Source organism: Acidiphilium rubrum (assembly GCF_900156265.1).
Taxonomy (GTDB): Bacteria; Pseudomonadota; Alphaproteobacteria; order Acetobacterales; family Acetobacteraceae; genus Acidiphilium; species Acidiphilium rubrum.
This window is the reverse complement of record NZ_FTNE01000028.1, coordinates 1-25,685: the sequence shown is the minus strand read 5'-3', so window position 1 is coordinate 25,685 and position 25,685 is coordinate 1. Positions and strand designations below refer to the sequence as shown.

27 protein-coding genes are annotated in these 25,685 nt (G+C 62.0%); 13 read left to right on the top strand and 14 right to left on the bottom strand.

The genetic code is table 11. The features are described from left to right. The first annotated feature begins 380 nt into the window (after nt 1-380). Nucleotides 381-2,768 carry a 1-deoxy-D-xylulose-5-phosphate synthase N-terminal domain-containing protein gene (locus tag BW994_RS15955; protein WP_029314001.1) on the top strand — a complete coding sequence of 796 codons (2,388 nt, stop codon included), beginning with the start codon at nt 381-383 and terminating at the stop codon, nt 2,766-2,768. Nucleotides 2,769-3,024: 256 nt separating this feature from the next. Here the strand turns inward: BW994_RS15955 and gshB are convergent, their stop codons facing one another. From gshB to BW994_RS15940, 3 genes are read right to left on the bottom strand one after another with little or no spacing between them, the layout of a single operon-like run. Further along, complete coding sequence (gene gshB, locus BW994_RS15950; RefSeq protein WP_029313760.1) at nt 3,025-3,966, bottom strand: glutathione synthase; 942 nt, start codon at nt 3,964-3,966, stop codon at nt 3,025-3,027. A 31-nt stretch (nt 3,967-3,997) separates the two neighbouring features. Further along, nucleotides 3,998-4,342, bottom strand: coding sequence for a hypothetical protein (locus tag BW994_RS15945; RefSeq protein ID WP_029313761.1), 345 nt, complete (start codon nt 4,340-4,342; stop codon nt 3,998-4,000). Further along, complete coding sequence (locus BW994_RS15940; protein ID WP_029313763.1) at nt 4,339-4,794, bottom strand: bactofilin family protein; 456 nt, start codon at nt 4,792-4,794, stop codon at nt 4,339-4,341. The genes BW994_RS15945 and BW994_RS15940 overlap by 4 nt, the downstream gene beginning before the upstream one ends. 369 nt (nt 4,795-5,163) lie before the next feature. Here BW994_RS15940 and BW994_RS15935 point away from each other — a divergent pair, with 369 nt between their 5' ends. The 10 genes from BW994_RS15935 to hpf all read left to right on the top strand — a co-directional run bounded on the left by BW994_RS15935 (nt 5,164) and on the right by hpf (nt 14,283). Next, a complete protein-coding gene (locus BW994_RS15935) occupies nt 5,164-6,147 on the top strand; it encodes an adenosine kinase (RefSeq protein WP_029313764.1) in 984 nt (327 codons plus the stop codon). Nucleotides 6,148-6,331: 184 nt separating this feature from the next. Continuing rightward, nucleotides 6,332-6,517: a Flp family type IVb pilin gene (locus tag BW994_RS15930; protein WP_029313765.1), complete on the top strand. Its 186-nt coding sequence runs from the start codon at nt 6,332-6,334 to the stop codon at nt 6,515-6,517. Nucleotides 6,518-6,553: 36 nt separating this feature from the next. Beyond that, the gene (locus tag BW994_RS20555) at nt 6,554-6,718 is read left to right on the top strand and encodes a Flp family type IVb pilin (RefSeq protein WP_081849212.1); all 165 of its coding nucleotides are present in this window, start codon (nt 6,554-6,556) and stop codon (nt 6,716-6,718) included. 72 nt (nt 6,719-6,790) lie between these two features. Next, entirely contained in the window at nt 6,791-7,612 is an 822-nt protein-coding gene (gene cpaB, locus BW994_RS15920; RefSeq protein WP_245801590.1) for a Flp pilus assembly protein CpaB, read from the top strand. Beyond that, complete coding sequence (locus tag BW994_RS15915; protein ID WP_245594226.1) at nt 7,609-8,808, top strand: AAA family ATPase; 1,200 nt, start codon at nt 7,609-7,611, stop codon at nt 8,806-8,808. The genes cpaB and BW994_RS15915 overlap by 4 nt, the downstream gene beginning before the upstream one ends. Beyond that, a complete protein-coding gene (locus tag BW994_RS15910; RefSeq protein WP_029313769.1) occupies nt 8,805-10,160 on the top strand; it encodes a CpaF family protein in 1,356 nt (451 codons plus the stop codon). Before BW994_RS15915 ends, BW994_RS15910 begins: the two co-directional genes overlap by 4 nt. Further along, entirely contained in the window at nt 10,157-11,113 is a 957-nt protein-coding gene (locus tag BW994_RS15905; protein WP_029313770.1) for a type II secretion system F family protein, read from the top strand. The genes BW994_RS15910 and BW994_RS15905 overlap by 4 nt, the downstream gene beginning before the upstream one ends. A gap of 6 nt (nt 11,114-11,119) precedes the next feature. Further along, nucleotides 11,120-12,037, top strand: coding sequence for a type II secretion system F family protein (locus BW994_RS15900; protein WP_029313771.1), 918 nt, complete (start codon nt 11,120-11,122; stop codon nt 12,035-12,037). Nucleotides 12,038-12,134: 97 nt separating this feature from the next. Further along, entirely contained in the window at nt 12,135-13,616 is a 1,482-nt protein-coding gene (gene rpoN, locus BW994_RS15895) for an RNA polymerase factor sigma-54 (RefSeq protein ID WP_029313772.1), read from the top strand. Between the two features lie 52 nt (nt 13,617-13,668). Next, complete coding sequence (gene hpf / locus BW994_RS15890; RefSeq protein WP_029313774.1) at nt 13,669-14,283, top strand: ribosome hibernation-promoting factor, HPF/YfiA family; 615 nt, start codon at nt 13,669-13,671, stop codon at nt 14,281-14,283. Between the two features lie 49 nt (nt 14,284-14,332). Here hpf and BW994_RS15885 read toward each other — a convergent pair whose 3' ends face one another. Then, the gene (locus BW994_RS15885) at nt 14,333-14,590 is read right to left on the bottom strand and encodes a high-potential iron-sulfur protein (protein WP_029313776.1); all 258 of its coding nucleotides are present in this window, start codon (nt 14,588-14,590) and stop codon (nt 14,333-14,335) included. Nucleotides 14,591-14,599: 9 nt separating this feature from the next. Next, the gene (locus BW994_RS15880) at nt 14,600-15,442 is read right to left on the bottom strand and encodes an N-acetylmuramoyl-L-alanine amidase family protein (RefSeq protein ID WP_029313778.1); all 843 of its coding nucleotides are present in this window, start codon (nt 15,440-15,442) and stop codon (nt 14,600-14,602) included. A gap of 213 nt (nt 15,443-15,655) precedes the next feature. Between BW994_RS15880 and BW994_RS15875 the strand changes: the two genes are divergently transcribed. Continuing rightward, the gene (locus tag BW994_RS15875) at nt 15,656-16,075 is read left to right on the top strand and encodes a DUF2177 family protein (RefSeq protein WP_029313779.1); all 420 of its coding nucleotides are present in this window, start codon (nt 15,656-15,658) and stop codon (nt 16,073-16,075) included. A gap of 42 nt (nt 16,076-16,117) precedes the next feature. Here the strand turns inward: BW994_RS15875 and BW994_RS15870 are convergent, their stop codons facing one another. The 6 genes from BW994_RS15870 to BW994_RS18950 all read right to left on the bottom strand — a co-directional run bounded on the left by BW994_RS15870 (nt 16,118) and on the right by BW994_RS18950 (nt 21,594). Next, nucleotides 16,118-16,321: a hypothetical protein gene (locus BW994_RS15870; RefSeq protein ID WP_029313780.1), complete on the bottom strand. Its 204-nt coding sequence runs from the start codon at nt 16,319-16,321 to the stop codon at nt 16,118-16,120. Nucleotides 16,322-16,554: 233 nt separating this feature from the next. Continuing rightward, nucleotides 16,555-18,018, bottom strand: a complete 1,464-nt coding sequence (locus tag BW994_RS15865) for an NADP-dependent isocitrate dehydrogenase (RefSeq protein ID WP_029313782.1) — start codon at nt 18,016-18,018, stop codon at nt 16,555-16,557. Between the two features lie 108 nt (nt 18,019-18,126). Further along, on the bottom strand, nt 18,127-18,678 hold the full coding sequence (locus BW994_RS15860) for a peroxiredoxin (protein ID WP_029313783.1): 552 nt from the start codon (nt 18,676-18,678) through the stop codon (nt 18,127-18,129). Nucleotides 18,679-18,946: 268 nt separating this feature from the next. Further along, nucleotides 18,947-19,627 (bottom strand): hypothetical protein, encoded by a 681-nt coding sequence (locus BW994_RS15855; protein WP_076454708.1) that lies wholly within the window; start codon nt 19,625-19,627, stop codon nt 18,947-18,949. 101 nt (nt 19,628-19,728) lie between these two features. Further along, nucleotides 19,729-20,718: a hypothetical protein gene (locus BW994_RS15850; RefSeq protein WP_029313117.1), complete on the bottom strand. Its 990-nt coding sequence runs from the start codon at nt 20,716-20,718 to the stop codon at nt 19,729-19,731. 6 nt (nt 20,719-20,724) lie between these two features. Continuing rightward, nucleotides 20,725-21,594, bottom strand: a complete 870-nt coding sequence (locus BW994_RS18950) for a PAAR domain-containing protein (RefSeq protein WP_245801589.1) — start codon at nt 21,592-21,594, stop codon at nt 20,725-20,727. Between the two features lie 60 nt (nt 21,595-21,654). Here BW994_RS18950 and BW994_RS15840 point away from each other — a divergent pair, with 60 nt between their 5' ends. Beyond that, nucleotides 21,655-22,296 (top strand): hypothetical protein, encoded by a 642-nt coding sequence (locus BW994_RS15840; protein ID WP_029313115.1) that lies wholly within the window; start codon nt 21,655-21,657, stop codon nt 22,294-22,296. Between the two features lie 394 nt (nt 22,297-22,690). On the opposite strand, the gene BW994_RS15835 is transcribed toward BW994_RS15840, so the two are convergent. The 3 genes from BW994_RS15835 to BW994_RS19345 all read right to left on the bottom strand — a co-directional run. Then, nucleotides 22,691-24,364 carry an AIPR family protein gene (locus tag BW994_RS15835; RefSeq protein ID WP_029313114.1) on the bottom strand — a complete coding sequence of 558 codons (1,674 nt, stop codon included), beginning with the start codon at nt 24,362-24,364 and terminating at the stop codon, nt 22,691-22,693. 365 nt (nt 24,365-24,729) lie between these two features. Then, nucleotides 24,730-25,245 carry a 2-C-methyl-D-erythritol 2,4-cyclodiphosphate synthase gene (gene ispF / locus BW994_RS15830; RefSeq protein ID WP_029313113.1) on the bottom strand — a complete coding sequence of 172 codons (516 nt, stop codon included), beginning with the start codon at nt 25,243-25,245 and terminating at the stop codon, nt 24,730-24,732. 289 nt (nt 25,246-25,534) lie between these two features. Then, on the bottom strand, nt 25,535-25,685 hold a 151-nt coding region (locus BW994_RS19345), incomplete at its 5' end, for a transposase (RefSeq protein ID WP_175612100.1).

Genomic DNA, 25,685 nt, shown 5'->3' with positions numbered 1-25,685 from the left:
ATACGAAATCGGCGCTCGTGGATGTAGCTCTGACGATAATTGTCAGTCATCCACGAGCGCCCTTTATCGCGGCGCGTTTGTCCTCGGCGCGTCTGCCCGGTTATGCTCGCTCAAATAACCCTGTCTCGGTAGCCATTCGGTAAAATCCGTTTCGAAAACTCTTCGTCGTTTCGATAGCGCCGAGGTACCCTGACCGCCGGGATTCGTCTGTGACCTGCGTCACATCGCTACGAATAATTTGCGGCATCATGTCTGCTCCTTCCGAGCGTGATGACTTTTCGTACCGGCACAATGTGTTTTTTGATGGGCGCGCGCCGCACGCGTTCCTTGATCGTGTCGCAATTCCATCTACAGTCAGCCTTCCAGCTCAGGGATTGGAAATGGACAAATTCGTCGCCGACCAGCTTCGCGATGCCAGCGCATCGGCCCCGACGGCCGATTACGCCGCCTTGCGCCAGATCGAACGCAAGCTGCTCTGGCTGTCGTCATGGATGATCCATAACGCCAACCACATCCGCCCGAATCGCGATGGTTTGAAAGTCGGCGGCCATCAGGCCTCCTGCGCCTCGGTCGTCTCGATCATGACGGCGTTGTATTTCCACATGCTCCGCCCGCAGGACCGGGTCGCGGTGAAGCCGCACGCCGGGCCGGTGCTGCACGCCATCAATTACCTGCTCGGCCGCCAGACGGTCGACATGATGCAGGGCTTGCGCCAGGTCGGCGGCGCTCAGGCCTATCCCTCCCGCGTCAAGGACGGCGGCGAGATCGATTTCTCGACCGGCTCGGTCGGCCTCGGTGTTGCGATCACCTCCTTCGCCGGGCTGATCCAGGATTATCTGCGCGCCCACGACATGACCCCGGCCGATCGCCCGGCGTCGCGTCATGTCGCGATCGCCGGCGATGCCGAACTCGACGAGGGCAATATCTACGAGGCCTTGCTCGAAGGCTGGAAACACGACGTCCGCGATGTCTGGTGGGTGGTCGACTACAACCGCCAGAGCCTCGACAGCGTCATGCCGGACCGCCTGTTCGGCCGGTTCGAAGGCCTATTCCGCGACATGGGCTGGAACGTGATGAGCCTGAAATACGGCAAGGCGCTCGAAGCCGCCTTCCGCAAACCCGGCGGTGCCGCGCTGCGCGCCTGGATCGATGATTGCCCCAACTCGCTCTACTCCGCCCTCACCTTCCAGGGCGGCGCCGCCTGGCGGCAGGCGCTGGTGGCCGACCTCGGCCGCTCGCGCGGCGTGCGCGCCATCATCGATCCGGTGTCGGATGACGCACTCGCCCTGCTGATGACCAACCTCGCCGGTCACGACCTGCCCACGTTGATCGAGGCCTTTACCGAAGCGGCCCATTCCGACCAGCCGACCTGCTTTCTGGCCTACACCACCAAAGGCGCCGGCCTGCCGTTCGCCGGCCACAAGGACAACCACTCCGGCCTGATGAACGAAGACCAGATGGATGCGTTCCGCACCCTGATGAACATTCGCGAAGGCCATGAATGGGACCCCTATGAGGGCATCGCCGCGCCCGAAACGCTGCGTCACTTCGTTGCAAGCGTTCCCTTCGCGGCAAAACTCTCGCCTGCCGGGCGCGTGCTGAGTGCGCCGCTCGTGCCGGTGCCCGCCACCTTGCCGCACGCACCCAGCGCTGGGCGCAAAATGTCCACCCAGGGCGCGTTCGGCGAAATGCTGTCGGAAATCGGCCGGGGCGAGGGGGACTGCGCCGATCTCGCCAAACACATCGTCACCATGAGCCCGGATGTCACGGTCTCGACCAGCCTCGGCCCCTGGGTCAACCGGCGCGGCGTGTTCGACCGGCACACCCGCAACGATGTGTTCCGCGACGCCAAACTCGCCTCCGCCCAGCGCTGGGGCATGAGCCCGGAAGGTCAGCATATCGAACTCGGCATCGCCGAACAGAACCTGTTTCTGCTGCTCGCCGCCGCCGGCCTCGCCGGCCCGATGCAGGGCACCCGCCTGCTGCCGATCGGCACGGTGTACGACCCGTTCGTCAACCGCGGCCACGATGCGCTGGTATATGGCTGCTATCAGGACGCACGGTTCATGCTGGTCGCCACCCCATCCGGCATCACCCTCGCCCCGGAAGGCGGCCAGCACCAATCCACCAACACCCCGCTGCTCGGCATGGTGCAGGACCGCATCGCCGCCTACGAACCCGCCTACGCCGATGAATTCGCCATATTGTTCCGCCACGGGTTCGACTGGATGCAACGCCCCGAAGGCTCCTCGGTCTGGTTCCGCCTGTCCACCCGGCAACTCGATCAACCCCACCGCACGATCGACCCCGCCGCCGTCATCGCCGGCGCCCACTGGATCAAGCCGCCCACCCCCGGCGCGGGAATCGCAATTCTCTACCAGGGCGCCGTCGCCCCCGAAGCGGAAGCCGCCTTCGCCGCCCTGCTCGAAGACGCACCCGACGCCGGGTTGATGGCGATCACCAGCCCCGACCGCCTGTTCGCCAACTGGCGCGCCGCCCAGACCGCCCGCCGCGAGGGCCGGCACGACACACCCTCCCACATCGAAACACTGCTCGCCCCGCTCGCCCCCGGCGCCGCCCTGGTCACCGTGCTCGATGGCCACCCCAGCACCCACGCCTGGCTCGGCGGCGTGCGCGGCCAACGCATCCACACCCTCGGCCCCGACCACTTCGGCCAGTCAGGCGATATCCCCGACCTCTACCGCATCTACGGCATCGACGAAGACGCCATCCTCAACGCCTGCGCCGCTGCGATGCTGACGCCGTAGCGAGGGGCTTGGGGTGGGTGCCCGAAGTAAGCAAGGCGGGGGGCTTTGCCCCCTCGACCCCCACTAAGGGCTTAGCCCTTAGAACCCGCTAGTTTTAGGCAAGGGGAGGGCGACACAGGCCAGTTCGACGGAACCACCGAGGCAGCGCCCTCCCCTTGCCTAAAACTAATGGATTTTAAAGGCTCCGCCTTTAACGGGGTCCAGGGGCAGAGCCCCTGGCCTTGCTTCCCTCAGGGCGCCCACCCCAAGACCATTGTTACCGCTTCGCTTCGATGCAGTCCCAGATGGCGCTGGCGAGGTCGGTGCCGCCGAAGCGGGCGACTTGTTGGATGCCGGTGGGGGAGGTGACGTTGATTTCGGTCAGGTAATTACCGATGACGTCGATGCCGGTGAACAGCAGGCCGCGTTCTTTCAGGGTGGGGCCGATGCGTTCGCAGATTTCGCGATCGCGGGCGGTCAGTTCGGTTGGGCGGGCGACGCCGCCGGCGTGCATGTTCGAGCGTGCATCGCCTTCGACGGGCACGCGGTTGATGGCGCCGAGGGCTTCGCCGTCGATCAGGATGATCCGTTTATCGCCGGCCCGCACGGCGGGTTCGTAGCGTTGGATCATCAGGGGTTCGCGTGAGATGCCGAAGTGCATGTCCATCAGCGCGCCGAGGTTTTCATCGTCGGGTTTGATCCGGAAGATCCCGGCGCCGCCGTTGCCGAACAGGGGTTTGACGATGATATCCTGGTAGCGCGCCCGGAAATCGCGGATGGCGGCGCGGTCCCACGCGATCATGGTGGGCGGCATCAGGTCGGGGAATTCCATCACGAGCAGTTTTTCCGGCGCGTTGCGCACGGAGGTAGGATCGTTGACGACCAGGGTTTTGGGGTGGATGTGCTCGAGCAGATGGGTCGCGGTGATATAGGCCATATCGAACGGCGGGTCCTGGCGCATCAGCACGACATCCATGCTGCCCAGATCGATCAATTGTGCCGCACCGGCGGTGAAATGGGCGCCCCGTTCACGTTCGACCGTGACGGGGCGAACCCGGGCGCGCAACATGCCGGCTTCGAGCCACAGATCGGAGACGAGGTAGTGCCACAGGCTGTGGCCCCGGCGTTGCGCCTCGAGCATGAGGGCGAAGCTGGAGTCGCCGTCGATATCGATGCTTTCCATCGGGTCCATCTGGACCGCGACCTGTAAACCGCTCATGCGCCCTCCGTTTCGTGTTGCGCTGTCTCTATCAGGAGGGCCGGTTCTGTTCCAGACTGGCGACGCATGAGGATTCCGAGACGCCGCGCGGCATCGGCATCGCCGCCCGCACCTGTGGTGCGCCGTTCGGCCCTGGGTACAGGATCAGGTTGAGCCGGCAGAGTGCCGAGTGATACAGCCAGACCTGGGCCGAGCCATCGATTCGCTGGAGTGCCGGGCGGCCAAAATCGGCCTGCAGGCCGCCGATGGTCGCACCGACCAAGGTGATCGGCGCGGCGTTGGTGGCCGCGCCGGTCGCTGCGCGCGGCGCCGGCGCGCTGCATCCGGCCAAACCAAGGGCCATCAGCACCACGGCGACGCCCGCGCATTGCCTCATTCGGACTTGGCGGCGCCTTCGGTGATCATTTCGATGCGGCCGGTGATCTGACCGCCGTCTTCCACCTGCAGGCGGCGGCAGCGGGCGGTGCCGAGCACGCGGCCGGTCGCGCGCACGATCAGGGCGTGGCGGGCGGTGAGGGTGCCATCGATCGTGCCGGCGATTTCGGCTTCCTCGACTTCGACTTCACCTTTGAAGATGCCGCCTTGCGCGATCGACAGCTCGGTGGCGTTGATCATGGTTGCCTCGACCGTGCCTTCCACCACCAGGCGCTCGGCGTCCTGCACGACGCCTTGCACGCTGATGCCGCGGCCGACCACGAGGGTACGCCGCTCAGCGGTATCGGGCGAGCGGCCCATCGGCGGGCGGAAACTCGCGCCCGGCATCGGCGAGGCCGGGGGCACGGCGGGAGTCGGGGTCGGTTGATTGGGGGCGAAGGGCGATCTTGCCATGGGCGTCTCCTGTTCGGTCGGCGTTTCGGCGGATAAAGGGGGGGCGGGGCGAAATTCAGGCATGCTCAACCCGTCATCGACAGCGGCCTGGGACGGCCCCTCGTTTGCCTTCGGTTGGGTCGGTTGCTCGTCGCGTTTTCTGAAACTGATCACGGAACCTCCACTCGCATCGCGCTGAGCGGAGCTAGCACGCTCGCCGCGCAACCGACAATCGGCAACGCGCAAAAAACCCATGTTTCGCCGCAAGGTTCCGCAATCCTATCAAGTTTCCGATCCGCAATCCTTTGTCCATCTCGGACGCAAATTAGGTTCTTGGCGCGGCTGATGATACGCGGCCTTTATTCCCGCAACATTCGTCAGGACCATCGCATGAGCACGCTGCGCTACGACATCATCGGCATCGGTAACGCCATTGTGGATGTGCTGGCCCTGACGCCCGATGATTTTCTGGATCGTCATGACATGCGCAAAGGCAGCATGGCCCTGATCGACGCAGCGACTGCCGAGCGCCTGTCGCACGCCATGCCGGCGGGCAAGACCGCCTCGGGAGGGTCCGTCGCCAACACCTGCGCCGTCGCCGCGGGGCTCGGCGCCCGCGTCGCGTTTCTGGGCAAGGTCGCGGATGACGCGCTGGGTGAAGCGTTCGCGGCCGATCTGCGCGCCATCGGCGTTGATTTCCCGACCGCACCGGCCACCGGCGGCGGCGCACCGACGGCACGCTGCCTCATTCTGGTCACCGCCGACGGCCAGCGCACCATGAATACCTATCTGGGCGCCTGCGTCGATTTCTCGGCCGCCGACCTCGATGCGGATGCGATCGGCGCTTCTGCGATTCTGTATTTGGAGGGTTATTTGTTCGACCCGCCGCACGCGCAAGCGGCGTTTCGCGCGGCAGCGCAGATGGCGCGTGCGGCGGGTCGCAAGGTCGCGCTGTCGCTGTCCGATGCGTTCTGCGTCGATCGCCACCGGGCCGGATTTCTGGATCTGCTCGGCAGCGTCGATATATTATTCGCCAACGAGGCCGAGATTTGCGCGTTGTTCGAGCAGAACGAGTTCGAGAGCGCCGCCACCGTGGCCGCGCAGACGGTACCGCTGGCGGTGCTGACGCGGAGCGAGGCTGGCAGCGTGATCATCGCCGGCGCCGCGCGGCATCATGCCGAGGCGGTGCCGACGGTGGTGTTGGATACGACCGGCGCCGGCGATGCCTATGCCGCGGGATTTCTGACCGCTTTTGCGCGTGGCGATGCGCTGCCATCCTGTGCGGCTCTCGCCAGCGCGGCCGCCGCGGCCGCCATTGCCCAGATCGGCGCACGGCCGGATGCGGCGACACTGGCGCGGATCGCGGTTGGCTGAGATTGCCGCCGCGAAATTTCCAATTAGCGTTAACCGTTTGGCAACTCTCTCCTGATTATATGAGCGCATGAACTCCCGAGCCTGCCCTTCCACCGAAGGCGCGCGCTCCCGCCAGTAAAATCCTGGCACATGCATTCATCATCGCCGCCAGCGGGCCACCCGCGCGGCTGAAGGAGAGTAGACCATGCTCGACTATACCAGGACCTGGCTCGCGGTGCGGGGCATCACGCTGTTCAACGACAAGCGCGCGGTAACGGCGCTGGAATATGGTTTGATCGCCGCGTTGATTGCCGCCGTGATTATCGGTGGCGTCACAGCTTTGGGTAATGGGCTAAATACCAAATTTAATGGTCTAGCCGGTAATCTTTAGTGATTTTCAAAACCGAAAATTTTCCGTAGTCTAAGTATGTTTCGTCCAGTAATTCAACGCATATTTATTCATCGGAGTGGCGTTACTTCACTTGAATATGCGTTAATCGCCGGTCTTGTTGCAATGGCGATTATCGGAGGTTTATCTGTCGTCGGGGTTCAGACAAATGGGGCATTTGTTCATGCCAATCGTCTTCTGTGACAGACCGCTGACGATTGCGTGCGGCCACCAACTGGATGATAGTTCATGGTTGTAAGAATTTCCTTGCTGATCATGTTGGCATTAGGCCTCGCCGGTTTCGGCACAGTGGCTTGGCTGGATCTCCGTCCAGCCAAGCCACAGGCCGTCGCCGTTCAGAAAATCCTGCTCCTCGCCACCGCCCACCCGCTCCGCGCCGGCAGCCTGATCCAGCCAGCCGATTTTACCACCATCATCCGCTCCGGCGGCGCACCGCCGGCCAACGCCGTGCTCGATACGCCGGCCAATCGCTCCGCCTACACCGGTGCCATGGTCCGCCGGTCGCTCGAGGCCGGTGCCATCATCGAAGCCAGCGAAGTCATCCGCCCCGGCGACCACGGCTTCCTCGCGGCCGTGCTGCAACCCGGCATGCGCGCCATCTCGGTCGGCGTGGATGCGATCACCGGCACCGCCGGGCTGATCTGGCCGGGCGATCATGTCGACCTCATCCTGACCCAGAACCTCTCGGCCCCCAACCTGCCGCCGGCCAAAAGCGTCGCCGCCGAAACCGTCCTGTCGGATGTCCGGGTCATCGCGATCGATCAACGGCTGGTCCAGGGCGCCAACACCCAGGGCAAGGAAGCGGCCATGGCCCGCACCGTCACGCTCGAAGTCACACCCGACGAGGCCGAACGCGTCGACGTTGCAGCCCGCCTCGGCCCCCTGTCGCTGATCGTGCGCCCCACCGACTCGCCGGCACGCCCGCTGCCCACCCCCCCGCCACCGGTCTACAGCGGCCAGGTTTCACCCGCCCTCGCCGCGGTCAGCGCGCCGATGTCCGGCCGGAGCATGACGATCTACCAAGGTCCCGGCCAGCAAACCCAGTTCACCCCCGGCCAGACATCTCTGCCGCAATGACCGCGCTGGAAACCAATCTCGCTGGCAGCAAGTTCATGACGCCCGTATCGGCGGTGCCTGCAGCACGCCCCGATTTCATCGGCTTCGTGCGTGATGCCGAAACCGCCCATATTCTGCGCGCCGCGCTCGGGCCCGCGTTTCCGGCCGGTCTCGCGCTGCATCAGTTGGATTTCCGTCAATCGATCGAATGGCTCGGCGGCATCGCGACGCCCCGAACGATCCTGATCGATATCTCCGGCGAGGATCAACCACTCACGGCCATGGTTCAGCTCGAAGCCGTCGTCGACCCCGGGACAAGGGTGCTGGTGATCGGTGAAAACCGCAGCGTCAGCTTCTATCGCAGCCTGACCCGCAATCTGGGCGTAAAAGAATATCTGCCGAAACCGCTCGATGCCGCGATGGTGCAACGTGAGTTCCTGCCCTGGGCGACCGGCGCCGAACCGGAAGCCGAACCAGCCCGCGGCGGCGCCGTGGTCGCGCTGTGCGGCGCGGGCGGCGGGGTTGGCGTGACCACGATCGCCGCCAATCTGGCCTGGCTGATCGGCGGCGAAACCCGGCGCCACACAATTTTACTCGATGCCGATCTTCATCGCGGCAGCGCCGCCTTGTTCGCCAATGTGCCGCCCAGCACCGGCTTGCGTCATGCCCTCGAAGCGCCGGACCGGATCGATCCGCTGCTGATCGAGCGTGCCGCCCATCCGGCGACGGAGCGGCTGCACGTTCTGGCCGCCGAAGAGCCCTTGACCGAACAATGGACCCACCGGATCGGCGGCGGCCGCGCCCTCGCGGCCGCGCTGCGACAGCGGTACAATTTTGTGCTCGCCGACATCCCGGCCCACCCGCTTGGCTTTGCAGGCGAAATCTTGGCACTCGCCCAGCAGCGCGTCCTGATCATCGAAGCGTCGGCGCAGAGCGTACGCCTGGCACAATCGTGGATGGCGCTGCCAGCCGGTGCCATGCAGACCAGCCGGCCCGTCCTGATCCTGAATAAATATCAAAAGCGCCGGGGGCTCACCGCAGCGCAGATCGAAGCTGAACTCGGCGTCGCCGTTGCGGTCACCGTGCCGGATATGGGCCCCAATGCGGCGCGGGCCGCCGACCTTGGCGAAAGCCTGATCGCGACGAAAGGCAAATTTCGGGACGCGATTCTGCAACTGGCCAGAATCATCGGTGCCGCCCCCGGCGGGGCCGCATGATGGACGGGATCCCGGTCTTCGGCCGCCGCCCGAGCGAACCATCGCTTGCTGTCGCCTCGCCCGGCACCGAACCGGCGGCGGGCATCCGGCAGGAAGATGTCGACTTGATCCGCACGCTGTGCCTGACGAAGATCGACGCCTCGGTGATCGCGACGCTCTCGCCGCCCCGACTGCTCAACACGGTCGAGGTGATGCTCGCCGAACTGGCAACCGAGCACCGCATTCAACTCAACAGCCGCGAGCAGCATCAGATCGCCAACGAACTGGTCGATGACATGCTGGGCCTCGGCCCGCTCGAACCGCTGCTCGAGGACGATACCATCACCGACATCATGGTGAACGGCCCTGACCGCGTGTTCGCCGAAAAACGCGGCAAGCTGCAGCAACTTCCGGTGCGGTTCCGCGATTCCGCGCATCTCGCCAACATCTGCCAGCGCATCGCCGCCTCGGTCGGGCGGCGGGTCGATGAATCATCGCCGATGGTCGATGCACGGTTGAAGGATGGTTCGCGCGTCAACATCGTTTTGCCGCCCCTGGCGATCGATGGCCCTTGCCTCTCGATCCGAAAATTCGCCAAAAAGCCGATCAGTTTCGCCAAGCTGATCGAGTATGGGTCATTGACACCGCCGATCGCGCGGATCCTGGAAATCGCGGCGCGGTGCCGGCTCAATGTGGTAATCTCGGGCGGTACCGGATCGGGAAAAACCACCATGATGAACGCCATGAGCAGCTTCATCGATCCGGCCGAACGCATTGTCACGGTCGAGGACGCGGCCGAACTGCAATTGCAGCAGCCGCATATCGTGCGGCTCGAAACCAGGCCGCTCAATCTCGAAGGCAAAGGCGAGATCAATCAGCGCGACCTGTTGCGCAACGCGCTCCGCATGCGCCCCGATCGGATCATCATCGGCGAGGTGCGCGGACCTGAAGCGTTCGACATGTTGCAGGCGATGAACACCGGCCACGACGGATCGATGTCGACCATTCACGCGAACAACACGCGCGACGCGCTCGCCCGCATCGAGAACATGGTGCAAATGGCCAGCATGGGCCTGTCGCCCCGCGCCATCCGGATGCAGGTGGTGTCGGCCGTCAATCTGATCGTGCAGGTCGAGCGCCAGCGCGACGGCGGCAGGCGGGTGATTCAGCTTACCGAAATCGCCGGCATCGAAGGCGAAACGCCGCTGCTCAACGACATTTTCAAATATGAAACGCAAGGCGAGGACGCCACAGGCCGCCTTGTGGGTAAATATTTCGTCTCCCGTACAAAATCGAGCTTCCATGAACGCCTGACCTATTTCGGCCTCGCGCGCCCCTGGGCCGCGGCACTCGAGGAGGCCAGCCTCGGATGAGTCATCTGCCGCTGTTGCTCGCAGTCAGCTTGATCATGACGGCAGGGCTGGTTCTGGTCGGATTGAACGTCTGGCAGGCCGACCGCGCACAACGCCGCCTCGCCGGGCGGCTCGATCGGGTGACCAACGGCCTCGTCATCGTCGAGACCGAGGAAAAACCCAAGGCGATCAATCCCTTCGCTCGGTTCTTGGCGCCGCTCGCCAAACTGCTCCAGGTGTTCGGCATCGATCTGCTGCGCGCACCGGATTATCCAGCACCATGGTGGGTCATTCTGCTGGTCAGCATTGGGGCGGCGCGTGTCGTCGTCATGCTGATCACCATGGTGGTGGGCAGCATCGGACTGCTGATGTGGCCCCTCATGAGCATTGTGATCGCCCGTTCGGTGTTCGGTACCATCCACGCCAAACGGTCCTCAGCACTGCTCAACCAATTCCCCGATACGCTGGCGACCATCGTGCGCTGCGTCCGGGTCGGCATTCCGGTGCAGGAGGCGTTGCGGATTATCGGGCGGGACATGCCCAAACCCACCGGTGCCGAATTTACGCGCATCGCGGATCAGGTCGCGATCGGCACGCCGCTCGATCAGGCGCTGCGCAGCCTCGCGGAGCGTTCGCGGCTGGCCGAATATGGGTTTTTCGCTACCGCACTGAGTTTACAGGCCCGCGCCGGCGGTGGCCTGGCCCAGACCCTCGAGACCCTTTCGGATGTCATCCGCAAGCGCGTGGCGATGAAGGCGCGCGGTTATGCCATGGCGGCGGAGGCGCGCACCAGCGCGCTGATCCTTGGTGCGATCCCGATTGTCGCGGGACTCGGCATCGAGTTGATACAGCCAAAATATCTGAATGTTCTATTCACAACCCAGAAAGGCCACGTCATCTTCGGGGGGGCCGTCTGCATGCTGGTGATGGGGACGCTGACCATGCGCTCGATCATCCGGCGCAGTCTGAGCTGACTGCTCATGGCACTGCTCTATGTCGGCGTCCCGGCCTTTTTTCTGCTGATCGCCGCGATTGCCATGCTGATGCTGAAACTGGTGATCCAAGAGGAAAAACTGGCAAGGCGCATCGCGCGCGCCGGCGGCTTGTCGGTCGCCGCCGAGACCGAGGCAGACCGCCAGCCGGTGCATATCCGGATCATCGTCGGGCTCGGGTTCGCCGTAGCGCGCAGCGGTTTGCTGAGCCCGAAAACTCTTGCGGACCTACGCCATACGCTACGCATGGCCGGGATCAGGGATCAGGGCGCGCTAGGCCTGTTCGTCGGCGCGAAACTACTGATGTTCATCGGATTGCCGGCGATCGGTTTCGCCTCGCTCCATCTTGTCCATCTCAGCGAGATTTTGCAAATCGGGCTGATCGGCGGTGCCGCGATCGTCGGGCTGCTGGGGCCGGACATGATCATCCAGCAAAGGCGCAAACGCTTCGTCAAGCGGGTCGAAGCGGGACTCGCCGATGCGCTCGATCTGATGGTGATCTGCGCCGATGCCGGCCTTAGCCTGGAGCCGGGGTTGGCCCGCGTCGCCAATGAAATTCGCGAAACCCACCCCGCGGTCGCCCAGGAACTGACCATCACCTCGAACGAGATGCGGATCGGCAATCAGGTGCGCGACGCGCTGACCGCCCTTGGCACTCGAACGGGTCTCGACAGTCTCAAACGACTGGGCTCGACACTGATCCAGACGATCCAATACGGCACGCCGCTGACCCAGGCGCTGCGGACGCTCTCGGCCGAACTGCGTCAGGAGCAGCTGACCCGGTTCGAGGAACGGGCCGCTCGCCTGCCGGTGCTCCTGACCTTGCCGATGATCATTTTCATCCTGCCCTGCGTGTTTCTCGTCGTCGGCGGCCCGGCGATCCTGAAAGTGATGGCGGCATTCTGATCCTACGCCTGCACCGGCGCGACGCTCATGCAAAAATCACACCATCGGGCACCGTCGCGATATTCCAAAGGGTTACGGATGTTGGTATGATCCATGCATGTCATTGGGACCACGGCTCGATCTAAGGCAGACGCAATCGCTGGTCATGACTCCGCAACTGCGGCAGGCCATCCAGTTGCTGCAGTTCACCAATACCGAGGTCAATCAATTCATCGAGGATGAATTGCTGAAAAACCCGCTGATCGAGCGCGACGATGCAGAACTACCCGCACCGCAGGCCGCCGGTCTGCCCGATAATGCCAACGCACCCGATCCCGCACCACCCGCCCCGCTCGGCGATGCCCGGACGATCGATGCGGACGCTACCGGCGTTCAGGCGCCGCTCGATACCGATTTCTCGAACGTCTACGACGCGGGCACCGGCTCCGATGGTAGCCGCGACGGCGGCATGGGCTTCGAGGATGACGATTGGATCGGCCAGATCGCCGATCGGCCGCCCGATCTGCGCGAGCACCTCGAACAGCAGATCAGGCTTGCCTTCCCCGATCTGGCGCAGCGCCGGATCGCATCCGCCCTGCTGATGGCGCTCGATCCCTCGGGTCGGCTGGTCGATCCACCGGAAGCGATCGCCACCGCCCTGGGTGTTGCGCTCGAAGCGCTGGAAGCTGTGCGCCAGACCATGCTGCGGTTCGACCCGACCGGCATTTTTGCCCGCGATCTGGCCGAATGCCTTGCGGTGCAGCTTGCCGAGCGCAACCGGCTCGACCCGGCGATGGCGGCACTGGTCGCCAACCTCGAACTCTTGGCTAAACGCGATCATCGCAGCCTGATGGAGCTGTGCGGCGTCGATGCCGAAGATCTGCGCGATATGATTGCCGAACTCAAGCGCCTGAACCCCAAGCCCGGCGCCGGGTTCGATGCCGGCCCGATCACGCCGCTGATCCCCGACGTGCTGATGCGCCCGGGTCCGGACGGCGACTACATGCTGGAACTCAACCCGGAAACCATGCCGCGCGTGCTGATCCGGCGCGGCTTTCATGCGCGCATGGCGGCGAAGGCCTCCCGTGAGACCAGGCAATTCCTGTCGGACCGGATTCAGAGCGCCAATTGGCTGATCCGTGCCCTGGAATCGCGCGCCGATACGATTTTGCGGGTGGCCGGCGAGATCGTGCAGCACCAGGAAGGTTTTTTTCGCCTCGGCATCGGCTTTCTCAAGCCGCTCACCCTGCGCGAAGTCGCCGCCGCGCTCGAGATCCACGAGAGCACGGTCAGCCGCGTGACTTCCAACAAAGTGATCGCGACGCCACGCGGCATTTTCGAGATGAAATTCTTTTTCACCACTGCACTTTCGGGCGCGAACGGCGAAAGCCACAGCGCGGAGGCGGTGCGTCACCGGATTGCCGCCCTCATCGAGGCCGAACCGGCCAACGTTGTCCTGTCTGACGATGCTCTGGCCAAATTGTTACAAAAGGAAGGCATAGACATCGCGCGCCGAACTGTGGCCAAATACCGCGAGGCGATGCGCATTCCCGGCTCGGCGCAGCGCAAGCGGGACAAGGGGCTTTCGGCCGAACCCTGAGCCCGGCACGATCGAGAGCGGGCAACACGCGCTAACAACAAGGATCCTGGCGATGCAAATCACGGTCTCCGGCAAACAAGTCGATCTGTCCGATGCGCTGCGCGTTCATGTGGCCAACCATCTGGACGTTATTTCCACGAAATATTTCGATCATGCGCTCGAAGCGAACGTCACGTTCAGTCGCGCCCGCAGTTTTTTCACCTGCGACATCAACGTGCACGCCGCCCGCGGCCTCACCCTGCGCGGCGAAGGCGAAGCGGCCGATGCCCATGCCGCGTTCGACGATGCCGCCGAGCATATCGCGAAACGACTGCGCCGCTACCGCCGTCGGGTGAACGAGCACGCCCGCGAGATCGCCGGGCGCGAACGGCCGGAGGCGGCGCGCCAATATGTGTTGCAGGAGGTCTACGAGCGCGAGGACGCGCCGGCCCCGAACGGTGCGGCCCATGATCTGGCCACCGGACCGGACACCGGCCCGCACGCGGCGGTGGTCGCCGAGGCGCTGACCGAGATCGCCTTCCTGTCGGTCAGCGAGGCGGTGATGCGGATGGATTTGGCGGATCAGCCGGTGTTGATGTTCCGTAACTCGGCCAATCGCGCCCTCAACGTGGTTTATCGGCGCAGTGATGGCAATATCGGCTGGATCGACAGTTCCACGGCCGGGTAGCCATGGGGGCCATGCCGGGGGTGTTCAGGCCCCTGGCATGGACAGTGGTTCACCGGCGGGCGTAAAAATAACAATGGCCGGTCGGCATGATCGGTCCGGCGACCAGTTGGCAGCGCCCGGCGCGTGCAGGTGCGGCGTGGTCGGGCCGGAAGAACTGGCAGGTCGCGCAGACATCGCCATCGGTGCCGTGCTGGTCGGTGTAGCCGGCGGCCTTGGGTGATTCGAGCGTGTCGGCCAGCAGCGCGCGCGTCGAGGCGAGCCAGACGAAACCACCGAGACCGAGTGTGACGCGGCGGCGCTTGGGCACGGCACAGATTCAGAGATTGGCGACGGCGTGCTGTTTGGCGAGGAACCAGGCATCGACCGCCGCCTTCATCGAGCCCGCGATGCGCTCGCGGAACGCATTGGTCCGCAGCGCCGCCTCATCCTGCGGGTTCGACAGGAAGGCGGTTTCGACCAGCACGCTCGGGATGGCGGAGGATTGCAGGACCGCGAAGGTCGCGTGCCGGGCCGGATTTTGCAGCATGGTGACTTCGCGGGCCAGGGACCCGACCATTTTTTGTTGCAACAACAGCGATTCGATTTTCGTGCTGTGCGCCATCAGGCTGAACAGGATTTTGCCGACCTGGGGCGAGACACCACGGAACGTCGGGTTGGATATGCGTTCGACACTGTTTTCCGAACTTGCGATGGTGGCGGCGAGCCGGTCCGACGCCTTGTCGGAAAACGTATAGACGCTGGCGCCGCGCACCGTGGTGTTGGGGGCCACCGAGTTGGCGTGCATCGATAGGAACAGGGCGGCCTTGTGTTTTTCCGCGATATCGACGCGGGTTTGCAACGGAATGAAGATGTCCCGCGCCCTGGTCATGACCACCTCGTAGCCACCGCGCTGCAAGGCATGGCGCAGATCCCAGGCGGCCGACAGGGCGATGTTCTTTTCGAACAGATCGCCGTTGCCGATGCAGCCGGGATCGTGTCCGCCGTGGCCCGGATCGATCACGACGAGGCGATTTCTGGTGGCCTCGCGATAGGCCGCTGGCGTGATCAGACTCGCCCGATCGCGACCGGCCGCCCGCGCGAGTGCGGACTGCATCCACAAGGGCAGGCTGATCGTGGCCTTGACCCCGGCATCGAGCAGAAAACGGCGTGAAAAACGCATGGGAACCCTCCGTCCGCCGCGCGGCGGCACAAGTCTCGCTTCCAGGGTGGACTGCCACCTATTTGTCAGCAACGCACGTTAAAACATTGAGATTAACGGGGAGTTGATCGATATATCGTTTACGGCGTGATTGTCGGCATCGCGCCGGGATGATTTCGCTTGCGCTCACCCACGGTCGACTCATATCGAGGGTCAACAGGAACTGGATATGCCATGCGTGGACGGATTGGACTTTATTGCGCGACCTTGATCGCATTTCTGGTGATGGATGCGATCTGGCTGAGTTTGACCAGCACGCCGATCTATCGGGCGACGCTCGGTGATATTCTGCTGGCCGGGTTCAAACCGGTGCCGGCACTTGCGGTGTATCTGCTCGAAGTGCTGGGGCTGATGGTCTTCGTGATGCCTCGGGCGCAGGCCAGCGGGCATGCTTCCAGCGCGCTGGGGTATGGCGCGCTGTTCGGGATATTTACCTATGGTCTCTATGATCTGACCAATGATGCGACCTTGCAGCACTGGACGTTGGAGCTCACGCTGATCGACATGGCGTGGGGTGCGGTGGTGTGCGGCGTTTCATCGATGGTCGGGTGGATGGTCACCCGGCGGTTCACCAGGCAGCGTATTTTCACATAGGGTGATCCGCCCCGGATCGAGCCGGGGCGGATCGGGCCGGAATCAGGCCGCTTTGGCGTGTTTCGCCGAGGTCTGGTGCGCCTCGGTCGAGTGCTTCAGCGCGGTTTCCGCGAGGCCATGCGCCTTCTGCGAATGCTCGAGCGATGTCTTATTGTCGCCCTTCTTTTCGTGTTCGGCAGCCATGTGATGGGCCTTGGCGGCGTCTTCGTGCGATTTTGCGGCGGCGTTGTGGGTGGTATCGGCCATGACTGGTCTCCTTATTGATGGTGTCCGCCTGATGGCGGTGAAACCGGACAAGAGCGCCCCGGGTGGCGGCAGGCGATGAAAGGATGGGACAGTATTCATCCCGGATCATCGCCTGCACCGTCATAAGTCGACTTAATCCTGGCGGAAACAAGCAGCGTAGCGGTTACAAATATTTATGGGGTTTTGACCAATATTTATTGATTACAATCAATTTCTGTAATCAACTGCAATCCTCAGCCCTCGCCCTGGGGACGTTCGAAGGCGTCCTTGCCGTCGAAGCGCTGAAGTTTTTCCACATGCATCCACGCGTGGTTCTGGCCGATCTTGCCGACCAGGTCGGCGATGCCTTGCGGCACGTTGCCTTCGGCGGGGGTGAGCAGCATGAAACGGCAGTCGAAATGATCGACCAGAAAGGTCTGTCCGCCGGTCGAGGGCCAGACCTGGACGCCGCGGTTGGAAATCGAATCGAGGCGCAGCGCGCTGCCTTCGGCGATCTTGGTCAGTGAATCGCCGAGGTCGGCGGCGGAAAGATCGCTTTCGATGAAGACATCGACGCCGATCAGTTCCCGGCTCTTCGGTTCGGTATGGGCGGTGAGGTTGGGCCAGGGCGTCAGGTGCAGCGGGCGATATTCGCGTGAGGCCAGGTTGCTGCTGCGGCCGAGATTATCGATGATCTGCCCCACGAATTTATCGGTGCCGACGCCGTGGCCGCGCGGCGAGAGATCGCCGGTGAGGTTTTCGCCTTCGGCCAGAGTGATGAACAGCGCCTGTTCGATGGTGGCGGCGGTCTCGAAGGCGCCGATGTGGCGCAGCATCATGATGGCGGCGGAGAGCAGCGCGGTGGGGTTGGCGAGACCCTTGCCGGCGATCTGCGGGGCGGAGCCGTGGACCGCTTCGAAAATGGCGGCGTGGTCGCCCAGGTTGGCCGAGGGGGCGATGCCGAGGCCGCCGACCAGGCCGGCCGCGAGGTCGGAAATGATGTCGCCGTTCATGTTCGAGGTGACGATCACGTCGAATTGCTCAGGGGCGATGACCAGCTGGTGGGCGCAATTGTCGATGATGATGTGGTCCTGCGCGATGCTGGGGTATTCCGGGCCGACCTGCTCGAAGACGCGCTTCATCATGCCCTCGGTGAGTTTCATGATGTTGGCCTTGGTGGCGCAGGTGAGTTTTTTGCGGTCTTCCGCGAGGGCGAGGCCGAAGGCGGCGCGGATGATGCGCTCGCAGCCCGGGCGGGTCATGAGTTTGAGGCATTGGGCGACATCGGGCGTCTGCATATGTTCGATGCCGGCGTAGACGTCTTCGACGTTTTCGCGGACGATCACCATGTCGATGCCCCGGCCGGTGAAGGGCGTCTTGATGCCGGGGAGTTCACGGACCGGGCGGATGTTGGCGTAGAGTTCGAAATGTTTTCGTAACGTGACATTGGCGGATTTGGCGCCGTAGCCGACCGGGGTTTCCAGCGGGCCTTTGAGCGCAAGGCCGTTGCGGGCGATGCTGTCGAGGGTTTCGCGCGGGGCGCCGGAGGGAATATTTTTTTTGAAAGCCTCGGCGCCGGCTTCGGCGATTTCCCACTCGATCGGGGCGTTGGCGGCCTCGAAAATGCGGCGGGTCGCGTCGAACACTTCAGGGCCGATGCCGTCCCCCGGCATGGCGGTGACGCGGGTTTTGGTGATGGTGGGATGAGTGTTGTTCATCGGTGATCCCCTGTTTGGTTCGATGCGCGTCCTATACGCCGCACCGGGCGGATGCGCTACCGCACTGCGGTATAACAGGGTGTGATCGTGATGCTGCGCCGTGGTGCATCAGGCGGGCGGGTGTTTGGCGTCCCACGCTTTTACCGCTGCCATGGTTGTGGCGACGTGGTGGTCCGGGTTTTCGGAGCGGTAGGTTGCGATGATTTTATGGTTGGGGGCGATGACGTAGCTGATGCGGTCCGCGTAGTGGGAGTCGCCGGGCATGACGGCGTGGAAGCTGCGGCTGATGGCGCCGGATTTGTCGGAGGCGACGGGGAAGCGGCTGCGGCAGTCGCTGACCGAGAATTTTTTCAGGATGGCGACGCCATCCATCGAGACGCCGATGACGGTGGCGTGCAGGGCGTGGAAGGCGGGCATGGCGGTGGCGAAATCATGCGCCTCGATGGTGCAGCCGGCGGTGAAGGCGGCGGGGTAGAAATAGAGCACGACGGGGCCGGATTTGAGCGCCTGGTCCAGATTGAACTGGAAGGTCTTGCCGGCCATGGTGGCGATGGCCGAGAAATCGGGGGCGGTGGCGCCGGGGGCGAGCGGTGCCGCGTAGGCCGGCGCGGTGCTGGCGAGGCCGAGGGCAAGCAAAATGGCGGCGGCGGATTTCGGCATGGGGCGCTCCCGTGGTTGACGCGGTTGTTTGGGGGGACATGGGGTGGGATTCGAGACGCGCCAGGGGGTTTTGGAGTAGAAGGGGAAGGCTTCTTTTTTGTAAAAAAGAAGCAAAAAACTTTCCGACCCTGGGGCACGGGCATTTGAACCGGCACGGGCCCAAATTACCAAAGTTTTTTTTGCTTCTTTTTTGTTCACAAAAAAGAAGTGCTTCCCTTGTCTTTTCGTGTTGTTTGTTACGATATCGTAACGAATAGGACGTGCGAAATCACGGTCCTTTCCGCCAGAGTTTTTTGACGTTGAAGGACGGCACGAACGGCTGGTGCCAGGGTGGCACGGGCGGTGGGGGCGGGCCGAGGATTTCGTGGAGTTGTTCTGGCGTGAAGTCGATGCTGCCGTCGGGGTTGATTTTGTATTGGTCCATGAAGCTCGGCTGGCGCTTTGGTTTGCGGGGGCGCTTGGGCCGGGGCTTGGTCGATTTGGGGCGTTTGATGATTTGTGGGTAGCGCAGGCCGAGCATGGTGTGGAGCGGGCGGAGGATGCGGCCGAGGCTGGGGTGGGTGGCGAGGAGGGCCTGGAGGATGGGGTCTTCCATGAAGTGCTGGAGTTCGAGGCGGGCGTTGGCACCGGCGACGATGGGGGCGGCTGGGCCGTTGGGCAGCAGGCGGATGAGCCAGGCGAAGCCGCGCGGCAGGGTTAGGGCAGGTTTGGGTTTGGTGGTGGGTTTGCGCTCGACCGTTGAGGGAGCGCGCGGGGTTTGCGGGGGTTTGGCGGCGATTTTGGCGAAGCGGGCGATCTGGCGGCTGAGGTAGTTCCAGATCAGGACGAGGAGGGGGTCGTGGATTTTCAGCCGGTAGCCGTTGTCGGCCACGGAGCGTTGCAGGGCGCGGAAGATCACCGCGAAGCGCTCGGACGGGTCGGCGGGCATGAAGGGCGCGTTCGAGATCATGGGTATGGGTAAACCATGATCGGTGGGGGGTGGGAAAGAGAAAAAGTTAGTTTTGGAAACGGTTATGGGGCGCGTTGGCGCGATCTTGCGGGGGCTGGGCGTCAGGTTGGTTTAGCATAGGTGGATTTAAGGATCGTGTAGAGGGTGTCGGGGAGAGAGGCATCGGTTTCGCCGCTGTTCTTCGCACTTTCGATCAGGTCGAAGCGGGACAGGATTTGGATCGGCTGTTCGTCGGCGAAGCGGCAATAGATATCGAGATATTGGGCCGCGAGTTTGTGCAACGCGGGATCGCCCGTTCGTTCGAGCAGGGCGACGCGGTCGCCGCAGAGGCGTGCCAGGTCGGCGGTGAAGGCGCTGCCGTCGGCCGGCATTCGCACGGCTTTGCACCGAAAGCCGCCCCGCATATCGAACCACTGCACGGCGGCTTGGGTGAAATCGACATCGGTGAAGCCGGCGAATTCCGGCGTGGCTTTGCGGGCGCGGTCTTCCCGGCTTTCGTAGGCGCCGCGAAAGGTGAGGTCCTGGAAGGCACCGATGAAGCGGCAGGCGATGAAGCCGCTACAGCCGAAATCGATGCCGCTGAGTTTTTTGAACACGAAGCTGCAATCGATGAATTGAGGATCGCCGATGGTTGTTTTGGTGAGTTTGATGTTTTCGAAATGGCAGTTGATGTAGCGGGATTGGTATTCGCCGCGGGTGGCGGTGTTCCAGGACGTACCGATGCTGCCGACCTGCCATTCGCCCCGATAAAACCGGCAGTTCTGGAAGAGGTTGCCTTTATCAGCGAAATTATTGAGGTCGGTGTAGTCGAAGGTGCAGGTATCGAACGAGCCGTGTTCGCTGATGGTTTCGGCGAGGGAGGCGGCCGTGAAGTCGCATGATTTGAATTGTGCGTGCTTCAGGGATCGCATGCGCGGCGCATTTGGGTCGTTCAGCGTGAAGCCGCGGAAATCGAGCAGGCCGTCTTCGGTAGAGCCGAATGGGGGGCTGCGCAGGGAAGCGTCAGGCTCGATGCCGGACCAGCGGGCGCGCCATTCGGTGAATTGTTTGGCGGTGTAGCGTTTCGCAGGGCGGTTTGGAGCCAGGGGCATGGGTGCTCAGGGTAAGGGTAGGATGTCGTCGAAGAGCGGGAGGTCGGGGTCTTCCGGCATGATCGGGCCGGTAGAGGGTGGGGCCTGGGGTGATGCGGGGGCGATTTTGGGCGGGGGCATCGTTGGCTGCGGATCGATTGTTTTGCCGCTTGTGTCGAGGTGCATCAGATCGTCGCCATATTTCAACCTGTGGGCCTGCAACTGACCCTTGGTTGTCATATCGTACTGGTCACCCGTTTCCTTATCGATGAAATCCGGCCCTTTGTTCGGCTTCCCTGTAATTCTTTTGTCGAAGCCTGGGTCGTCGTCTACTCGTTGTCTTGCTCGCTTATCAATCTGATTGCCACGCATTGCCGGCCGTAGATTCGGATTGTTTTTGATCGCCGCCAACTGCCGGGGCGTAAAAGCTTTGTCGCCCGCCTCATCGACCTCGCGGGCCGCGTTGGTGGTGTGGTCCTGCAGGCGACGGAAGACTTGTTCGCGGGTGAGTGGGGCGCGTGGCGTGGTGGTGTCGGCGGCGAGGACGACGGCTGGGGCGGCGCTGCCCATGCCGATCAGGACTGTGGGTAGACCTCCGACGATGATGCCGCCGTGGGTGGTGGGGTCGCCCATGCGTGCGGCGGGGCGGCCGTTGATCAGGACGGTGGGGGAACCCATCAGTATGGTGTCGGGCGGGCCGACGCAGGTGACCGGATCGCCGACGCGGGCGGCAGGAAGGTTGCCGATCAGGACGTTGGGCGAGCCCATGATGACCGGGCCGCCGACGTGCGGTACGATTCCGGTCACCTGGGGGCAGGTGTGCATGTCAGTCGCGCGGGCGGCGGGTTGTTGGCCGGACATGTCTGGAGTTAGGCGGTGAATGGGCGGCGGCGTCAAGAGAGGTGGTTATGATCATTCCGAGGAAGGGTCTGGTGGCGGACCCATGGAGCTGAAAGCATGATTGCGGACGTCGTTGAACATCTGGACTGGGTTCGGCTGGATGGGCGGGGTGTTGCTTATTTCGAGGCGCAGCTTGCGCTCGGCAGTCAATTTTGCCGCCTGATCCGATCGACCGTCGATTTGGCTGGGGGTGATTGTTCGACGTTGCTGCCGCGTGAAACCCGAACGGATCGCGCCTATCAGTTCGATGAGGGTGATCTGCTTCTGGCCAATCGCAATCGGAGCGTGCCGGTGAATGGTGGGCTTCTGCCGGTTGCTACGCTGCGTGAGCGACAGACGGCGGAGATTTTCGGATTTCTGCAATCTGATCCAAACGCGGTTTGTCTGATCGACGATGCGGCCGCACGGCCAAACGATGCGCCACTTGCTGCGGTTGGTTTCGCGACGCGTCTTGGGGAGGATGTACTCTATCGGCTCGGTCATGACTCACCCGCACATGATATTGGATCGGCGCTGGCATGGAGCAATTACATCTGGCACGGGCTGGCAGTGTTGTGCCGGCCCAGGGTGGCGCTGGAACGAGGGGGCGAACTGTCGCCTGAGGCGGTCATGCGCTGTCTTGAGGACGTGGTGGCATTGCAAGCTGTTGCCTATGATGGGGAAGGTTTTGTGACCTGGACGCGACGCGGGGTGGCATGAGGCGGCTGGCCGGACGAGGCCTGGCACCACTATGAAACATTGCCGTTCGGCGACGGTGAGCCGTTCCTGTTCCGGCTTTTCTGACTGAGCCTCGATCAGGTACGGGCACGATTAGGCTTGGATATGGCCGATTACATCGATCGGATTCCGCGTTGAAAGCGCCCGATTGCGATCTGGCAGTGCGGCAGTTACCGGTTAACGTGAGCGCGTTTGGGCGAGGCCGGTTGTTGGGCGGTTTGGGATGGATGCGAGGAGTTCGGTGAAGGAAGAGCTTCTTTTTTGTAAAAAAGAAGCAAAAAACTTTTGGTTATCAAGGGATGTCCATCGTAGTTTCGTCCATCGGTGGGGCGGATAGACTGGTGGGGTGCGGAAGAGCACCCCACCCTACAGCTTGCTACTGCACAGATTTCGTCCACTCTTGGCTCAGCGAATCGATGCGTCCACGCTGAACTTGTTTTAGGTAACCCGCAACCATTTTTTTGCGGAGATCAATAACCCATTTGCTGTCACGCAGACTATCACGATAATCGAAATCCTCACCTACATCAGCCAAATCGCCGTTGAAATCAATAATTAGATCGCTCACAATAGTTCGTACACAAGTCGCCGTTCTTTTCCGCGTTTCAATATCGCGAACAAAAATCGCCGGAGTTTGAATCATCTCCTTCCCCACAGCATCATGATCCATCACCTCTCTGACGATGTATAGCATTAAATAGCGGATTAACACGTAACGCGCGATCAGTTGGTTTTCGAGCTGTGGAAGTGCGTTGTTGATTTCATTAGTAATGACGTGACATAGCACAATTCTATCGGCGGTTACCTCCGGACGCCCAAACAAATCCGCATGGCGGTCGTCTAGAACTTCGGATTTGCGATGCGTTGTCCAAGGCTCCTTAAGGTCAAAGGCTCGCAAATATAAGCCGGCATCTTCATTCGAAATAGTGATTCCTGACTCTGCTACCTCGCCACGCTTAATCTCAAATACATACTGTCCGCCGTAGTATTTTATAAATTCGTTCTTTAGTCGTATTTGTATTGGATGGTTTGATTTGAAGTCTCGTGGTTTCACGCCATTTTGATTGTTCGAAAAACTAGTTATCTTATGAGCCAGCTCTGAATCCGGATCCATCTTAATAAACTTCGCAAGTATCCTGAGATCTGGGCTCAGTTTGTTTCGATTGCTATAGAGTGCCGTCAGGCTCTGGCAGCCGTTAACAACGAAATAGTCAGTTATCGAGATGGATTCAGGAGTTGCTTCCAGTTCCTTCGATATAACGGTGACGCCGTTATGGAAGAGGGGGAACAGCTTGTGAGATTGCACGTCTTCGATGCTGGTTACTATATCCTTATTGACGCCCGTCTTGCCAAGCGGCCCGCGCACGTTGAAGGCGAAGACCGACTGGTCAGCGATACCGTCCAGCGCTACCAATTCCGAAGCCTTTACGGGTGCTATTAGCGCTTTTTTGTCTGCATCGACTACATATTCAGTAGCTACAAAGCCTCCAATGTCGAAAGTCCTTTGCGCATGCGGCGGTATCGATCGCGATTCGGAAATGTAGGAGGTTACCAGGGTTGTTTTTCCTACAAACGCGATACGCGGCATTCCCGCTAGGAAGGCCTCGCCGTTCGCATCCAGGTCGGCGTTTGAGACAAATTCACCACGAAGTTCGTGTGTGGAGATCTTATTGACTAAATCGAGTCTTCGAGCGAGCGCGGCCACCTGGGCAGTACCGGCTGCCGCGATTAGTGCTTCAACCTTTGCTGCTGTCTCGAATTGAGCCAGCGTTCCAGCGAACTCCTTAAGTCCAGTATCACCTACGGTTAGTGTGGGATTCTGGCGCAGTCTAGACTGAAATATTGTGATAGTTTGATTGTTGTCATTGACGAAAATCCCATCGACGCCCTTATCGCCCGGTTGATCGCAAACGGCGTCGACGGCTTCTATTGGATCTAATCTGTAATAATTTTCAAGATACCAGATGAGGAACGAGACGCTATCGGTCCTCCCCGCCGCACGGTGCTGCGCGAACAAATCCAAAATCTTCGGATATCTGACGTCGATCATCCAAGGTTCCCTTGACGGTTTTTACTATAATGCGCCATGCATCCATACTTTGTCACCTCAATCTCTGCAATGCGGCAGGCTTGATAGAAGGGGTTCCGAGTCCTGAAAGCCATCGGACGACGGTTGGTCGCCCCATAGGTTGATCCGACCAAATTGACCTCGATCCGATCATATTGAATGGCAAAGCGTCTAAACTCTGTCAGTCGACGGAAAGTGTTTGCACGGCATGGGTGAATGTCAGACTTTTTTTAGTTTCCGTATTAATTTTCCTGATAGGGATTATTCAGATAACGCTGCGTCGATGCCTTGTATGTTTTAATAAGAGTTTTTTGGTTCTTTTTTGCAAAAAAGAACTGCTTTCTTCCTTACTCCGCGGGCACGAGCACGCATACGGTGGCCTGGGCGGCGATGCCTTCGTTTCGGCCGGGGAAGCCTAGTTTTTCGGTGGTGGTGGCTTTGACGGAGATGCGGGTGATGGGGATTTCCAGCAGGTCTGCGAGGCGGGTGCGCATGGTTTGGGCGTGGGGGGTGATTTTGGGGTGTTCGCAGATGATGGTGATATCGGCGTTGGTGATGGCGGCGCCTTTGGATGCCACGAGTTGGGCGGCGTGGCGGAGGAAGTGGGCGCTGTCGGCGTTTTTCCAGGTGGCTTCGCTGGGGGGGAAGTGGCGGCCGATGTCGCCTTCGGCGAGGGCGCCGTAGATGGCGTCGCAGAGGGCGTGGATGGCGACGTCGGCGTCCGAGTGGCCGCTGAGGCCGTGGGTGTGGGGGATTTCGATGCCGCAGAGGATGAGTTTGCGGCCTTCGGTGAGGGCGTGAACGTCGAAGCCGGTGCCGATGCGGGGGATGGCGCCGGCGGCGATGAGGGTTTTCAGGTCCATGCGGTTGGGTCTCCGGTGAGGCGGGTTTGGGCGGGGTTTGGCGATTGGGGGGTTGCGCGTCAAGGATGGGGGCGGTTGGGGATCGGGGACATTGCGTGTCAAGGATTGGGCTAGCCGCATTTATTCATGAGGGCGTTTCATTCAATTCTTCTACAATTAGCTATGCAACCTGACGTCGTGGGCGCGTGACGACTCACCGGCCGCTCTGGGCTGGTTTTGATGAGCTTGGCGATGTGTCGGCGCTGGAGTTGGATGAGATCGGGACCGGTCGGGGCAACCGCCCCTGGGCTCAGACCAGTAACCTGGGCAGTCTGGCCAGAGCGTAGCGGAGAATGACCTGATCCGGCATCGATCGCGGCAGATGCAGGCGAATTGATTTCTTCAATGTCTCGACCTGGACGGCGAGTTTGATCAGGCGTAGCCGCAAGGTATCGAACTGG